This window comes from Mucilaginibacter sp., assembly GCF_025359345.1.
Taxonomy (GTDB): Bacteria; Bacteroidota; Bacteroidia; order Sphingobacteriales; family Sphingobacteriaceae; genus Mucilaginibacter.
Map to the genome: position 1 here is coordinate 17,191 of NZ_JANYGQ010000001.1, position 15,753 is coordinate 32,943.

Below are 15,753 nucleotides of genomic sequence, written 5' to 3' on the forward strand. Positions count from 1 at the left end.
ATGTTAGGCATCACCTGTTTTTGTAGCTCATTTCTTCACCGCTAAAGAAATCTTTATGACAGTATGCACAGTTAACGTGATAAGTGCACAATTTTCCGTGATAACCGGCAGCCGGCCGAAAGTGGTATTTCGGGTTCTCAGTTCAATAAGATATATTTATTCTCTCAAAAGGCTAAAGCAGCGCCATGTATTTAAAACGATACACCTATTATTTGCTCTTTTTTGCTGCGTATATCGGGGCCCTTGTCATCGAAAAGCCGGTTTACTCGGTAAAAACTGTGCAGGCCTGTTTCTCCTACATGTTTACCGTCATCGTTCATTTTTCTATTTTCACGATGCTGATAAGGGTAAACAATTTGTTTTTAATACCCAACTTGCTCGAAAAGAGATTGTTCAGCGCGTATATTGCCGGCCTGATTGGCTTAGTTTTGTTGTATACATTCCTCACCGGCCATTATAATATGTTTATACATGGCGTCCTTTTTCACGATAAGTCCATCGGCACAAGTTCCGGCTTCTGGGCCAATTTTGTATACGGGCTTTGTTGTACCGTTATCACGGCAATGCTATACATCACCCAAAAATGGTCGGAACGGGAGGAGCAGGTTAAAAACATCCAGATCAACCAGCTGCAAACAGAATTGAAATACCTGCGCTCGCAAATAAACCCGCACTTCCTGTTTAATGGGCTCAATACCATTTATGGTTCTATCAGCATGAGCAACACTGAGGCGCGCGATATGATGGTGCAATTTTCAGATTTGCTGCGATATAATTTGTATGAAGCCGATGTGGATATGATTGAACTGGAGAAGGAAATAAAATACATGAAAAACTACGTAGCCCTGCAAAAGGCCCGAAGTAACGAAAATCTGGAGGTAACTTTGAATGTAAACTACCAGGACGGCGGCGTTAAAATTGCCCCGTTGATTTTCATGGCTTTCGTGGAAAATGCATTCAAATATGTATCCAGGGGCGACAGCGTTAACAGTATCATCATCACATTAAATGAAAAGAACGGCCAGATCGATTTTACCTGTGATAATTCTTATGAAGAATCGGAAGCTATCCCGGGGGGCATCGGTCTTAATAACGCAGAAAGAAGACTGGAACTATTATATAAAGACCGTTACCAGCTCGATATAAAAAAAGAACAGAACATTTATCATGTACATTTAACGCTTGTGGCATGAAAAAACTCAGTTGTATTATTGTAGATGATGAGCCCGTTGCCCGTAAAATACTCCATGAATTTGTGGAGCAAGTTCCCTTTATGGACTTGCACGGGAAATTTGAAAATGCAATGAAGGCGGAAGCATTTTTGAAGAATAATGAGATCGATATTGTTTTCCTCGATATTGAAATGCCAAAGGTGTCGGGCCTGCAGTTTTTGCAAAAAATGCACATCGAATCTATTGTGATACTAACCACGGCCTTTCCTCAATATGCCCTGGAAGGGTATGAGCTGGATATCATCGATTACCTGTTGAAACCCGTTGCTTTTAGCAGGTTCCTTAAAGCTGTGCAAAAGGCCAAGGACTACCACCAAATGAAGTACATGGCGGCAGCCATCCCGCAACCGTCGTATATCTTTATTAAAAGCGATAAAAGAATTGAAAAAATTGAGCTGACCGATATGCTCTATGCGGAAAGTCTCGGCAACTATGTGAGTGTTTACACTGAGAGTAAAAAGATTATTGCCTACCTCACCATGAAAAGCCTGGAATCCCAATTGCCCTCAGATGGATTTATCAAAATACATCAATCGTACCTTGTAAACTGTTCAAAGATCGACGCGATAGAAGGTAATGATATCAGGATCGGAAACAAGTCGCTGCCAATAAGCCGTAATTACCGCGATGTGGTGATGAAGTTAATAGGGCAGAGGCTGTTAAAGAGATGAAACCAGGGCATAAATTTTATGATATAAGGTTAGCGGTTCGCTTATGGATAAACTATATTCTCCAGCGTAAATTTAAACGAGGTTGAAGTTCTACCAGCGCCGCCTCTCATAATAATATTTGCCTTTTGCATGCCAGGCAGCGATATCAAACTCATAACTTGCTAATTACTTTTACAAGTCGCTCATCACTTGGCCGTGGCGCGTTCCAATCAACAACCTGACCTTTATTATTTATCAATAAATACCGCGGAACTGAAATCTGCCCATTTTTATAAACCAATTTTACAATATCTGCTTTTAGCCTGCTGTTGGCCAAAATATGTGCCCCCTCCAGGTTATTCATCAACACCAGTTTTTTCCAGCTGGCTTTGGCTGCGGGGGCGTCAATCGAAATAAAAACCGGTTGTATATTTTTTTGCTTCATCATTGGCATTAACGATTTATAATACCCAAACTCCGCGCGGCAGGGTATGCACCAGGTTGCCCAAAGATCGATGTACACAGCTTTACCTTTAAAGTGCTTTTTTATATCATCAATACTATTGTAGGTGGTAACCGTATCTAACAAGATATTAATGCCGGCCGTCCCTGCCGGCTTGTTTAATTGGTTAATCAATGTGATATAAGCGCTTTTCGAAAATTCCTTTTTATACTGATTAAAAGCTTTTTTAAAATCGTATTCCTCAGTACCCGTAACCTGTTGAAACAGCAGGATATCGCCAATCAAAAATTGCCTCAGCGTGTTCGGGGCATACTGGTAACCTGTGTAGGGCCCCATGTGATACACTTCCTCTTTGTTGCTGTTAGATACTGTATAAAGCGAGTCTGAATAGTAATTTCCCAAAAACATTTTTCCGAAATAACTGCGTGTGTTTAGTAAATCTTCAGGGCCGGCCAGGCGGTTTAGCACCCTTACAATGTTTTTGTATTTGGTAACCAGTTTTTTGTCGCTTATTCTATCTTCCAGGTATGTTATTCGCCTTATCATGTTAAGTACATGCATCGAGCGGAGGTCGGTTTTAGCCAGCGTCCAAAAAACTTTGTCAACTTGTCGCGTCCTGTATAGCGAATCGAGCGGCAGGCCTTCCTTGTAAACGTAAAGGCCCAATGCGTGCAATGATTGGTTCAAACTACCTGCGGATATAGCATCCAGCAACTGCCCATTGCCTATAAAGTTGTTAAGTGGCTGGTAGGTGTAAACATTATACCAACGCTGGCCGGGGGCATTGCTTCCGTTAAATTTTATGATGTTATCTATACTGCCGCTGTCGAAGTACTTAAACCGTATGTCATCGCCCGGTTTAACCAGGAAATAAATTTTACGGGCACCAATCAATATCTTAACAAAAAGTGGTTGCTTAATATCGAGGTCGATGCTGAACTTGTGGTTTACAACAGGATAGCGGGTTTCCATTTGGTCGTTTGTGTAAATATCAACCGGCAAAAAAATGGCTATTTCGGTTACAGTTGTCCGCTCGGTTAAATCGCCGGTAATTTTTGCATTGCCAAAAACGTTGATAAACAAAAACATCGAAACGGCAAGCAGGCCCAGCCTTAGGTGGGTGACTTTATTTGCTGTGAATTTATACCGCATAATTTCAAACTAAGGTTTTAGTAATGCAATATACTGTAAATGTTACGAGAAACTTACTGTTTAATTTTTGCCGCGAAAATAAATATATTTCATTTGCGACTGGCCCTCATCTTTTCGATCATCGCTATCAAATCAACCGGGGCGCAATCGGCAATCAATTCTTTAACAATCGATAAGGGCATCGCATCGGCAGTTTTAAAATTGATGCAGCCTTTTTGAAATTTGGCCTTATCCAGCAACTTGATGTACTTGCCATATATAACCGGCGAACCATACATCGGCATTAAATGTAAACTCATATAATCCTTTACGCTTGCCAACCCGTATTTAAACACCTTCCGGTCTTTATACAATATCATTTGTTTACTCATCATTGTGCCAACTTCAGCCACAATTGATTCGTCGGTATTTATGATAATATCATGGATACTTGCCAATATGGCTTGTCGCTCTTCGGGTTGGCTTGAAATGTATGCTTCGGGTGTCATAATGGTAAAGTATGCACCCACAAGTTCGCATTAAAAAACTTATCCTGCAACAGCAATCGTTCCCTTTGCATGGCTAAACTCTCCGCCCGACGATGTCCAGTTGGAATAAATTATACCCTTTTCATAATCATGCACCTGGCTAACGGTGGTACCGCTCTGCTCTTGCCAGGTAATCATATACAACTGCGGCCGCAGTTCGGTTAGCAGTATAGCTACTGTCTCAACTATATTTACTTTTTCGCCACCTTTTTCGGTTATGGTGAAGGTCAAACGAGTATCACTTTCAATATTGAGTATGGCTTTTGCTATTCCAAAATCAAGCTGGTATTTTTTTCCTGTTATGCTCATGGTGTTATTGGTTTATAATACAATACAAATTTGAGCACAAGGTTTTAAAAACAGGGCACGTGTTAGTGCCTTTAAAGAGGGGCAATCAGGCCATTGTTAAGACGATTAATGCCCTTTTCCACCGGCATAATTCTTTTCCCCGGCCTCAATAGCAGCTTCCAACCGGTTTTCATCAGGCGGCTTGGGGCACGAATAACCTGCAGCAAAGGCACAATAGGGGTTGTAGGCTTTGTTAAAATCAACAACTGCAGTATTGCCCTTTATGTCGCCGGTGCGCATGTCAATGTACCTGCCGCCGCCATAGGTTGTCGTCCCGTTGGTTTCATCAGCAAAAGGCAAAAACAAATAATCTTTATACTGCGGCAATTTTGCCAGCGACACACTTCTGTATAACGACAATTGCATAGACTTCCCCTTAAGTGTAAATTTCAGTGCCGCATATTTTACGTATTCGCGACCTGTGCCGCTAAAAACCGGCATTATAAAGCCCGGTTGGTTCAGCAAAACCTCAACTGTTGCTGTTACGCGGTAAGTGCTATCGGCATCATAAAAACGCAACAAGGCCAGGTCGTCTTTTTTTAAGGGCGAGTTATTATCAGTTAAAAAGTCATCCTTGTATTGCTGGCGGAATTTGGCAATTTGGGTGCTATAATCCTGTGCTGAGCAGGAAAGGCCGGTAATTAAAAGCAGAAAAAATAAGTATTTCATATATTCAATATTGCCCTGGTTGGCGATGCAATATACAACACCTGCCCTTTTTTACAAAGTTCGCCTGCCTCCCGAAAACTAATGTAACATTGCAGAGACCAATAAATGCGCCATGGGATAGCGCCTCCAATTGCATGTCACCTTTTCGGGGCGATGTGAATCGGGATCCTATTGCTTCGTTCTTAAACTACTATATTTATAATTAAATATACACCAATTTCAAACAGTATCTTTCAAACAAATCAGCCGCTAAATTCTTTCATGCATGTAAATCTCAATCATATGTCGATAAAAATTAAGGATCAGCCATTTTATATACAAAGTACTGCCGTGTTGTTTGGCATCATATTATTGGTTTATGTAATGTCGCAACTGGCCGATATATTGGTGCCACTGGCTTTTGCCGCGTTTTTAGCCATATTGCTCAACCCGCTTTGCAACTGGCTGCAGCAGCATAAATTTGGCAGGGGCCTTTCAATAGTAACTGCTATGCTGATTGCGCTTATCGTTATTACCGGTATATTTTATTTTCTTTCCACCCAGATAATGCAATTTGGTGATGCCCTGCCCACGCTCGAAAAAAAGTTTTCGGCTATTACCCTCCACCTAAAAGAATGGATATCGCAAAATTTCAATGTTCCCGTAGCTAAACAGGACGAATTGGTAAAAGAAACTTTAAACAACAGCAGGACCATGGTTGGCAAAACACTAAATGGGCTTATAGGAACATTGGGTGTCATCGTGCTGTTGCCGGTATACATATTTTTTATGTTGCTGTACAAAACACTAATTCTTAATTTCCTTTACGAGGTTTTCTCCGAAGAAAACTCAAAAAAAGTGGGCGAAATTTTGAGCGAAACCAAAGGTGCAATTCAAAGCTATATTATAGGCCTGCTTATTGAAACAACTATTGTTGCCATTTTAAATTCGGCAGCCTTGCTTTTGCTGGGTGTAAAATACGGTATCCTTATCGGCTGCATTGGCGCAATACTTAACCTCATACCATACCTGGGTGGCATAGTGGCAATTGCGCTGCCGGTATTAATGGCCACTGTTACCAAAGATGGTTATTCAACCCAGCTTGGTGTTATTATAGCCTATATTGTTATACAGTTTATTGACAATAATATACTGGTGCCGCGTATTGTATCCTCAAAAGTTCAGATCAACGCATTAATGTCAATTATCGTGGTATTGCTGGGCAACCAGTTGTGGGGACTGTCGGGGATGTTTTTATCCATCCCTTTTGTGGCGGTTTTGAAAATCATCTTCGACCGTATTGACGAGCTTAAACCATGGGGAAAATTACTCGGCGACAACATCCCAACCAAAAATATCGGTGAGCGATGGAAAAGCAGGGCGCGCAAAAAGGCCATTTTACCCAGCTAAGCTGGCAAAAGACAGCTGATCCTGCTATTTATTTTACCATAAAATAGCGCCATTAAATATATTTGCATCAATGGAGCAAATTGTATTAAAACGCACCAACAGCGCCGACCCTCACTTCCAATCGTTGATAAAACAATTAGACGCCGACCTGCGGCTGCGCAATGGCGATGAAATGGACGAATACGACCAGCATAACATTATTGCGCCTATTGATACCGTTGTAATTGCGTACCTGGATAACGAGCCCGCTGCATGCGGCTGCTTTAAAAAATACAATGAAACTACGGTAGAGATTAAACGGATGTTTGTTGCACCGCAGGCCCGCGGCAAAGGTATCAGTCGTAAAATTTTGGCTGAGCTGGAAACCTGGGCGCATACTTTGGGCTTCGGGTTTGTTATTTTGGAAACCGGTGGCAGGCAGGTAGAAGCGCTGGGGCTTTACCAGCGGGCGGGCTATGCGCGCATTGCCAACTATCCGCCATACCAGAAAATGGAAGACAGCTTTTGTTTCAGCAAAGAGCTGGAAAAAGTGGTATAAAAATTAAAATGTTTTTATCCGGCAATCGTCTTAAATGGCATAGGCTTATCTCATGTACCAAATACTCCTTCCGCTGCATTCTGTAACCCGCTGGCTGGTCTTATTATCGTTGCTTTTTGCTATTTATCGTGGCTACCGGGGTTGGCTGGGCAAGAAGCCCTATACCATCGTTGATAACGGCGCGAGATTATTCGCCGTAAATATTGCCCATATACAGCTGGTAATAGGCCTTTGGCTTTATTTTATAAGCCCGATAGTAAGCTACTTTCTGCATAATTTTAAAGAAGCTGTACACGAGAGGCAAATACGTTTTTTCGGTATGGAGCACGTCACCATGATGGTTATTGCCATTGTTTTTATCACCATAGGCTCGGCAAAGGCAAAACGCAAAACTACCGACAAAGAAAAATTTAAAACCATGGCAATTTGGTTTACCATAAGCCTGCTGTTAATTTTCACGTCGATCCCTTGGTCGTTTTCGCCGCTGATAAGCCGGCCGTTATGGAGATGGTTTTAAATATTGCTGCGATGTTTATTATATGGCACCTGGAATGGGCTTGGAATTAATTGACTGGTGAAATAGGTATAAGCTATAGTTTTATAAAAAAATATAGTTAAAAATTATTAATACAGTTAAGATAAAAGTTTGTCGTTCCTCACAATGACAAGAGGTATATTGTTCTTAATTATCCCTATCTTAGCTATCCACAATCCCCACCTCAATGCAACGACGTTCATTTGTAAAATCATCCATTATAGGCGGCGCTGCTGCCACCATTGCACCAGCCATAAGCAGCGCTATGACAAAAAGCAATCCACCCACCACACAGGAGTATTACGAACTGCGGGTTTATACTTTAAAAGATGTAACCCAGCAAAAGCTGGTTGAAGACTATTTAAAGAATGCCGCTATACCCGCCTTAAACCGACTGGGTGTAAAACACATTGGCGTATTTACCGAACTGAAACCAACCGGTCAGACAAAATTATACGCCATTGCGCCATACCATGGGCTCGACCATTATGCAAGTGTTACAGATAGCCTGGGGAAAGATGAGGACCTTAAACGCAAAGGGGCGGCCTACTTAAACGCCCCGGCTACAGCACCGGCGTATGAGCGCATTGAAAGCTCGCTGTTAAAAGCGTTTAAGCATTTCCCAACGCTTACGGCCCCGCCGAAAAAATCAAGGATATTTGAGCTGCGCCAATACCAGAGCGCAAGCGATGCCGCAGGCAAAAAGAAGATAGAAATGTTTAACGACAAGGGTGAGATTGATATTTTTAAACGCCTCGGCTTTAACCCCGTTTTCTGGGGCGAAACCATCATCGGTCCGTTGCGTCCAAACCTAACCTACATGGTTACGTTTGACGACCTTGCCGACAAAGAATCCCATTGGAAAGACTTTGTAGATGATACCCAATGGCACGAAATAAGCGCTGTACCAGAATATGCCGATGCGCTGCTGGTTAGTAAAATAACTTCGACATTATTGGTGCCGACGGAATTTTCGCAGATATAATATCCCGCAGATACCTGCTTCTCCACCATTTTCTGCAAATGCGCTGAATAACACGTCTTCGTCTACCTTTATTTTGGCGAAACTTAAGCCGCTTTTGCCTAATGTTTTTAAATATTGTTTAACCCGTTATATTCCTCGTCTGTTACTCTTTCCAGCCAATTAACCATTCCGGTTTGCGTGTTTGGATTAACAGCGATGTGAGTCATTTCACTATTAGCCGATGCACCGTGCCAATGCAATAAGTCGGGTGCTATCGTAATCACATCTCCTTTACGAATCACTTGTATGGGCTTTCCTTTTTCCTGGTAATAACCTGTACCGTCGGTCACAAGCAGTATTTGCCCGCCCGGGTGGGTATGCCAGTTATTTCTTGAGCCTCGTTCAAATATAACACTGGCCACTACGGTGTTAAGCGTAGTATCTTTAGGCACCAATGTGTTTACCCATGTTGTACCGGTAAAATAATCAGCGGGGGCCGCGTCGCCCTTGGGGAATATAGGGGCTTGATTTTCTGTGTTTTCCATAACTAAATGTTTTTGTTTTTCTAAGCATTACAAAGATAGCTCCACAAATATCCCCCCGGTTGCAATTATCAAACAAAAGGTTATGCAACTCAAACAAATTGAAATGTATAGCGCGGGAGTTTAATACGGCAACAGGCAAATTAGCTACCACAATTTCCCGGATCAAAGCCGGGCGTGCTACCGTTGCACCACGGGAAATTTTTGAGGCCGGTACAAGGTTCGAACTTGTACAATTTCCTTTTGCAGAGGAACCCCTTACCATTCGGGCAACCGGCCTTTTTTAACGTGGAGAACCCGGGTAACGATCCCGGATGTCCGGATTTTCGGTCCGGCGCATACACCATGTTTGCTAATTCTCCATTAGTGGAAATAAAAGGACTTGAACCTTTAACCGACACCGTATAAGGGTGCTGCTCTAACCAATTGAGCTATATTTCCTTCAGTAGGGTAACCCGGGCTCGAACCGGGAACCTCTCCGTTCCAAACGGAGTAATCTAAGCCAATTGATATACTACCCTGAAATGTGCCTAAAACAAAAAATCCCCTTAGATTTATCTAAGAGGATTCGCGTATTTATAATATTTTAAGTCAATACATAGCTATCCCCTCCGATAAATCGGCTGCGGTATAAAGCATTGTATTGATGTTGTATTCATGGCGCAATGATACGGAGAATTTTTAATTTCCAAATAATATTTTTTTATTTAGCAGTTACACTATTCATTTAGCCTGAATTTTTGCCTGAATTCCGTCATTGATTTGTTGCTCGCCTTTACGTACAAACCTGTAAATAATCGCGAAAACTGCAAAATCAACCGGGCAATGCGCGGGAATAAAATCACTTCCTTATTAGCGGCCACGCCTTTTAAAATATAATCTACCGCCTTAGCTACCGGCAATCCCGGCTCAAATTTTTTAATGGCCTCGCGGTTCCAGCCGGGCTTTGAATTAACGGCCGGCAGGGCATCAATAATTGGCGTATCAATATAACCCGGGCACACCGTATTTGCTTTTATATTAAAAGCCCGCGCCTCGTTTCGCAACACCCTGGTGTAATTTAAAACCGCATGTTTGGATGCGCTATATGGCCCAATCAGCGGAATCATGGCAAGTAACCCGGCCAGCGATGAGGTATTCACAATTTGCCCCGAACCTTGTTTCAGCATTTGCTGATAGGCCGTATGCGAGCCATGCAGCACCCCATAGAAATTTACATCCATCACTTTTTTCCATTGGTTAATGGATATATCACGCAACTCACCGCTTATGCCCATACCCGCGTTATTAAAAATCAAGTCTATCCGGCCATGCGCAGCCACCATTTCGCCTATCACCGCTTCAAAATCTTGTATTTGGGTAACGTCCAGCTTGCGGGCAACGGCGGTACTATCGCCAATTAGCTCAATGGTTTCTTCGGCGTTTGCAACATTTACATCGGTACAAAAAACAATGGCGCCGCATTCGGCAAGCTTTTGGCACAGGCCGCGGCCCATGCCCGAGCCACCGCCGGTTACTAAGGTCGTTTTGTTGAGGTAGTAGTTATTGTACATAGTTGGTTGCCAGGTTGATAAACAGTGATTTCGTTTGGTTTTGTTGCGATAAAATTAAGCGAATATTATAACGAGCCGTCCTCGTTTAAAAAATATCTCAAAAAAATATTACGTAGGCTTATTCCGTATCCTTAATCCCTTCCCATTAAATTTTTTAACCTGTACATTATTTCCCCGATATTTGGCGGCTGCATTAAACCTGTGCACGTGGTTGGTGTCTGAGCTATTATATGAAAAAACTTAAACTTATCTATGTCCTTTTGCCTTTGCTTGCATTTACATCCTGTAAAAAAGATAGCCCGGTAAAACCGGTAACACCAACCAAGCCTGTAATAGCTGCCGTGAGCGATTCGGTGTCTTACACTATAGATGGCGTAACCTATACAGCCGGTGGTATGTTCTCAGGTAACTTATCCTCGGGCACCGAAGATGCGAACCGAAAACTGGTTTACCCGGACAGCACTAACAAATATGCCTATGCGCTTGTCGGCAAGCCCGACTCTGTACTATTTTTTGAGAAACATACCATTTTTTCTAAAAGTGCGAACATCAACATCTTCTTCGTGAAGAAATTTTTCAGGCAGCAAACGCCGCTTAACTTTCCCGGCCTCAAAAGCGTGCTTACCCTGTTTACTGTTGGCAAACATCCGCTTGCTGAGGATTTTGAATGGCAAAATTCGCAAAATGGCATTGCTATAGATGCAGTGGTTAGTGATAACAAAGGCTATTCATCGTACAATTCGTATGATGGCCCCGCCACGGTGGTGATTCCGCCGGGATTTCAAAAGAATTCGAGCTTCGAGATCACCAGCTTTGTTCATGCAACAGACGGCTTTGGCGGCTACAACCTGGAAGCAAAGTTTACCGTGCTATTATTTAACCGCAACGGCGAACAAAAGAAACTGGAAAACGGTTACATACGCCTCCATATCGACCCGATGTATGCTGCTAATGGTATATAAGCATTAATGATCCGCAAGTGTGTCAAAAGGCCGCTTTACGTATGTAAGGCGGCTTTTTTTATATGTGCAAAGCTTGCGCTACCGCCCTGCTATTATTGTTCAAGGACGGTAGTTATAAACTACTAACATAGCTAAACCGTAGACGAAATCTACAGCGGGTAATTCGTAGACGCAGCGAACAGCGGGAAAAGTCTATATCGAAAAATTGTTACTGCCAACTATTAATATTGAAAAAAAATCCATATAATAGCAGACAATCCTTATACTATTCCTTACCCACAATTTATCAATGAAAAAAAGCTCCAAATACCAACTTAAACATTTAAGTATTCGTGTTCCATGGCATGATAATAAATGGAACGGAACTATTTGTAAATGCCCTTCAGCTAACAATGCCTGTTTGGCACTTAAAAATTGTGCTTTAAATAGAGACGATGAAAGAGAGGATGTTAACGCTACCAAATCAATCGAAAATTTGATTCAAGCTGATTTCCCACCCTGTGTTGGAGAACGCGCAACATTTATGGCCCCTTTCTCATTCACTAAAAAATTAGATCATCCTTATGTGGAGGTATATCCCAAAAGTCATGGGCATTTAGAATCAACCCCTTTATTATTCCCAGCTTTTTCGGCAAATAGCGTTCCTTATAGATGGATGTCCAAAAAAAGCAACGAGACATTCATCGAAAGATTTGAGCTTGATTATGATGAGGCAAGGGAGCCAGACTTAATTAACAAATACAACGGAAATAAAGAAAATAGTAAATGGGTTCAGGAAAGCAATAATCAGAAAGCATTGCTAAACGGATTCTATGAACATTTGGAAGCAGATATTTCCCTTGTTTTTTTCTATGCTAAACAAATGCCGTTCGTAGAAGATTCTGGGAAAGTTTTAGTAGGCGTAGGTCGCATTAATCGAATAATTGAATCTGAACCCTACAGGGGTTCTAATAAAAGGTTCTCCGCATCTTATTGGGAGCATATGATATTGCATTCTATTCGACCTGATTGCTCTGACGGCTTTTTACTTCCTTATCACGATGCAATTGAATATCAAAAGGAACATCCTGACTTTGATCCTTCAATCCTTGCAGTAAAGACCCCAGAGGATAAAGCTTTAGAGTTTTCATATGCTTCTGAACATGTTGCAACGGATACCGCGATCAGAGTTCTATATCAATGTGTAAAATCAATAGAACAAGCCAAAATTTTAAATATTGGCTTGCATCACGATAGAGTGCTTGTATGGATACATGATGAAGTTGCTCGCCTTGAAAAATTAAGAGGGGATTACCCCGGAATGGGAGCTGCACTTTGTGGCTTTGGAATTGAAAAAGGACATTTTGTAGCTGCCGAAATATCATCTGTTTTGCAAGATGGTCAATGTGCTTGGGATTTATTTGAACGCGTTATTTCTGGTGAAAAGAATATTTCAAAAGAAACAACAGGGCTAATAACTCCAAGCATCCGTGAAAACTATTTAAACCTAAAAGGAAAAGCAGATAGCGCCCGAATTGATCTGCTACATTTACTTAGTCGTTTCGATATAAGTATAGAACAGGCTAAAATATTATATGTTCATGAGGAAAGAACTGAATTCGATTCCGACGTAACTGATAAGGATATATTAACCAACCCTTATTTGCTTTATGAAATAACAAGACGTACAAGTTTTCCTATTTCGCTATTAACAGTAGATATTGGATTATTTAGCGGTTCACAAAAGAAGAAATTATTGCCAACATCAATTGAGTTTAATGATCCTTTAGATAATAAACGTATCCGGGCATTGACAATATATCAATTGGAAAATGCAACCTTACAAGGACACACGCTTCTTCCGAGAAAATTTATAATTAAAAATATTCGGGATATGTCACTTCAACCTAAATGTGAAGTGAACAGTGATTATTACGAAAGCGCTGAAAAAATCTTTACTAATGAGGTTGGTATAGATGTTACCAAAAAAGGTGAAACTGCCTATCAATTGTCCAGGTTGCAGAAAAGTTCCGAAATTATTCGTTCTAAAGTAAAAGATCGATTAAGAGGCAAGCGATTAGAGTTATCCGAAAATTGGAAATTTAGATTAGATGAAAAAATAAAAGCGGATCAGATTAAACGATTCGGCAAGGTTTTAGAACCAGACGAAGACGAGGAAAGAGCAAGATTTGAAAAAGCCTCTTGTTTACTTGAACTAGCCAATGCTCGATTTTCAGTTTTGATAGGGCCTGCCGGAACAGGGAAAACAACCTTATTATCTGTACTTGCGCAACATCCTTTAATCGAAGCTAATGGGGTTTTATTACTTGCCCCTACTGGAAAAGCACGAGTAAGAATGGAAGAAGTAATAAAGGGTACTAACATTACAACCGCTACCCTTGCTCGTTTTTTACGTGGCTTTGGTCGATATATTGGTGATCGACAGCAATATGTTTTATCAAATAAATACAGCGAATCTGGTTATGAAACAGTGATTATTGATGAATGTAGTATGCTAACAGAAGAAATGCTTGCTACTACTTTAGATTGTTTTAGAGGCGTTAAAAGATTTATCTTGGTTGGCGATCATCGACAATTACCACCTATTGGCCCCGGTAGGCCATTCTACGACATAATAAATTTCTTGAGGCCCGAAAATGAAGACGAACTGTTTCCCAAAGTTTCACCGGGATATGCTGAATTAACTATAAGACGAAGGCAGGGCGGAACTAATAGAGACGATCTTCAATTAGCCGAATGGTTTAGTGGAAATGTACCAGACCCTGCTGCCGATGACATTTTTCAAAAAATACAATATAACGAAAATTCAGATTTTTTACGATTAGAAAAGTGGGAAAATGAGGGTGATTTCGAGCAAGTTTTCAATAAAGTTTTAGCAGAGGAATTAAACATATTCGACACATCAAGTTTTAATTTAAACTTGGGTTCATCTGACGGTACTTTCTTTAATAGCACAAGCAGGGCAAAAGCGTTTGAAGTTAATCCTTCTGTAGATTTTATTGAAAAATGGCAAATATTGTCACCAATAAAAGATCGAGTATTTGGCGTTCAGACTATTAATAGAAAGCTACATCAAAAATACAGAGCTGAAAATATCCATACGGCTGTTTTCGGCAAGAAAGTGAAAAAATACAATGGCGAAGAAATTGCAATTAAAAATATTCCAAAGCCCTTGGGCCTAGAACAAATTGTTTATGGCGATAAAGTTATAAACGTGGGTAATCATAGCAGGAATGATGTTTATCCTGATGATGGTATGGGATACTTAGCTAATGGAGAGATTGGGATAGTTGTAGGACAATATAAAAGTAAAACGGACTACAAAAAATATAGCGGACAGCCCCAATATGTTAAGATTGAATTTTCAAGTCAAAAAGGATATGAATATACTTTTAAAGCCTTTGAGTTTACAGAAGAAGGTCAATCCCCATTAGAGTTAGCTTATGCTTTAACCGTGCACAAGGCTCAAGGAAGCGAATTTGAAAAAGTATTTTTTGTATTACCCAATCCATGTTTCTTATTAAAAAGAGAAATGCTTTATACAGCATTGACGCGTCAAACAGGTAAAGTAATTGTGCTTTATCAGGGGAATTTATTTGATGTTAAGGCTTTATCGAATCCAATATATTCTGATACTTTAAGTCGTATCACTAATCTATTTGAAAAACCAGATATGGTTGAAGTAGATGGTATATACTTAGAGCGTAATTTGATCCATCAGGCAAGTGATGGCCGGATGTTACGGTCAAAAAGCGAACTACACATTTATCAGCGCCTATTAGATAAAGGACTTACCCCAATTTATGAAAAACCTTTAATTATTAAAGATGTCGAAAAATTGCCCGATTTTACATTAGAAAACGATGATACGGGCATAAACTATTATTGGGAACATTGTGGTGTAATAAATGACAAGGGTTACGATGAGCGTTGGGATTCAAAATACAAATGGTACATAGAAAACGACATTTTGCCTTTTGAACAAGGTGGTGGAGATAATGGAACTCTGATTGTAACTAAGGACAAGCCAAAAACAATTGAAGACGGTTCTACAAGAGGGGCAATATCCATTTTAGAAATTGATAAAATTATCAGCGATATATTCGGTCGATAGAATATACCACACACACAAACCCCTCCGTCTGGCGTCGAGTCTGACGGGCAAAGACTAATAGCGCAATGGCTTCTTTGTCAGTCAGGATTTATAATCCTGGACTGCATTACTGGGG

General features: G+C 40.8%; 14 protein-coding genes and 3 tRNA genes. 8 read left to right on the forward strand and 9 right to left on the reverse strand.

Annotated features, from left to right (window positions below; all coding sequences use genetic code 11):
* Positions 1-185: 185 nt before the first annotated feature.
* Together Q0R52_RS00095 and Q0R52_RS00100 are read left to right on the forward strand one after the other, a co-directional pair.
* Complete coding sequence (locus Q0R52_RS00095) at positions 186-1,193, forward strand: histidine kinase (protein WP_295790597.1); 1,008 nt, start codon at positions 186-188, stop codon at positions 1,191-1,193.
* The gene (locus tag Q0R52_RS00100; protein WP_295790601.1) at positions 1,190-1,903 is read left to right on the forward strand and encodes a LytTR family DNA-binding domain-containing protein; all 714 of its coding nucleotides are present in this window, start codon (positions 1,190-1,192) and stop codon (positions 1,901-1,903) included. The genes Q0R52_RS00095 and Q0R52_RS00100 overlap by 4 nt, the downstream gene beginning before the upstream one ends.
* A gap of 151 nt (positions 1,904-2,054) precedes the next feature.
* On the opposite strand, the gene Q0R52_RS00105 is transcribed toward Q0R52_RS00100, so the two are convergent.
* The 4 genes from Q0R52_RS00105 to Q0R52_RS00120 all read right to left on the reverse strand — a co-directional run bounded on the left by Q0R52_RS00105 (position 2,055) and on the right by Q0R52_RS00120 (position 5,041).
* Positions 2,055-3,497, reverse strand: coding sequence for a TlpA disulfide reductase family protein (locus Q0R52_RS00105; protein ID WP_295790603.1), 1,443 nt, complete (start codon positions 3,495-3,497; stop codon positions 2,055-2,057).
* Between the two features lie 89 nt (positions 3,498-3,586).
* Positions 3,587-4,006, reverse strand: coding sequence for a hypothetical protein (locus Q0R52_RS00110; protein WP_295790606.1), 420 nt, complete (start codon positions 4,004-4,006; stop codon positions 3,587-3,589).
* Positions 4,007-4,024: 18 nt separating this feature from the next.
* Positions 4,025-4,333: a hypothetical protein gene (locus Q0R52_RS00115; protein ID WP_295790608.1), complete on the reverse strand. Its 309-nt coding sequence runs from the start codon at positions 4,331-4,333 to the stop codon at positions 4,025-4,027.
* 105 nt (positions 4,334-4,438) lie between these two features.
* Positions 4,439-5,041: a DUF1684 domain-containing protein gene (locus Q0R52_RS00120; protein WP_295790610.1), complete on the reverse strand. Its 603-nt coding sequence runs from the start codon at positions 5,039-5,041 to the stop codon at positions 4,439-4,441.
* Between the two features lie 282 nt (positions 5,042-5,323).
* Between Q0R52_RS00120 and Q0R52_RS00125 the strand changes: the two genes are divergently transcribed.
* The 4 genes from Q0R52_RS00125 to Q0R52_RS00140 all read left to right on the forward strand — a co-directional run bounded on the left by Q0R52_RS00125 (position 5,324) and on the right by Q0R52_RS00140 (position 8,488).
* Positions 5,324-6,430: an AI-2E family transporter gene (locus Q0R52_RS00125; RefSeq protein ID WP_295790613.1), complete on the forward strand. Its 1,107-nt coding sequence runs from the start codon at positions 5,324-5,326 to the stop codon at positions 6,428-6,430.
* Positions 6,431-6,500: 70 nt separating this feature from the next.
* A complete protein-coding gene (locus Q0R52_RS00130; protein WP_295790616.1) occupies positions 6,501-6,968 on the forward strand; it encodes a GNAT family N-acetyltransferase in 468 nt (155 codons plus the stop codon).
* A gap of 52 nt (positions 6,969-7,020) precedes the next feature.
* Positions 7,021-7,485 carry a hypothetical protein gene (locus tag Q0R52_RS00135; RefSeq protein ID WP_295790619.1) on the forward strand — a complete coding sequence of 155 codons (465 nt, stop codon included), beginning with the start codon at positions 7,021-7,023 and terminating at the stop codon, positions 7,483-7,485.
* 205 nt (positions 7,486-7,690) lie between these two features.
* Positions 7,691-8,488, forward strand: coding sequence for an NIPSNAP family protein (locus Q0R52_RS00140; RefSeq protein WP_295790622.1), 798 nt, complete (start codon positions 7,691-7,693; stop codon positions 8,486-8,488).
* Between the two features lie 107 nt (positions 8,489-8,595).
* Here Q0R52_RS00140 and Q0R52_RS00145 read toward each other — a convergent pair whose 3' ends face one another.
* From Q0R52_RS00145 to Q0R52_RS00165, 5 genes are all read right to left on the reverse strand, one after another.
* A complete protein-coding gene (locus Q0R52_RS00145) occupies positions 8,596-9,012 on the reverse strand; it encodes a cupin domain-containing protein (RefSeq protein ID WP_295790624.1) in 417 nt (138 codons plus the stop codon).
* A 204-nt stretch (positions 9,013-9,216) separates the two neighbouring features.
* A tRNA-Cys gene (locus Q0R52_RS00150) sits at positions 9,217-9,288 on the reverse strand.
* Between the two features lie 88 nt (positions 9,289-9,376).
* A tRNA-Ile gene (locus Q0R52_RS00155) sits at positions 9,377-9,450 on the reverse strand.
* A gap of 5 nt (positions 9,451-9,455) precedes the next feature.
* Positions 9,456-9,530, reverse strand: a tRNA-Pro gene (locus Q0R52_RS00160).
* A gap of 198 nt (positions 9,531-9,728) precedes the next feature.
* Complete coding sequence (locus tag Q0R52_RS00165) at positions 9,729-10,562, reverse strand: SDR family oxidoreductase (RefSeq protein ID WP_295790627.1); 834 nt, start codon at positions 10,560-10,562, stop codon at positions 9,729-9,731.
* 230 nt (positions 10,563-10,792) lie between these two features.
* On the opposite strand from Q0R52_RS00165, the gene Q0R52_RS00170 reads away from it, so the two are divergent.
* Together Q0R52_RS00170 and Q0R52_RS00175 are read left to right on the forward strand one after the other, a co-directional pair.
* Entirely contained in the window at positions 10,793-11,524 is a 732-nt protein-coding gene (locus tag Q0R52_RS00170) for a hypothetical protein (RefSeq protein ID WP_295790630.1), read from the forward strand.
* 289 nt (positions 11,525-11,813) lie between these two features.
* Positions 11,814-15,638, forward strand: a complete 3,825-nt coding sequence (locus tag Q0R52_RS00175) for an AAA family ATPase (RefSeq protein ID WP_295790632.1) — start codon at positions 11,814-11,816, stop codon at positions 15,636-15,638.
* The last annotated feature ends 115 nt before the right edge of the window (positions 15,639-15,753 follow it).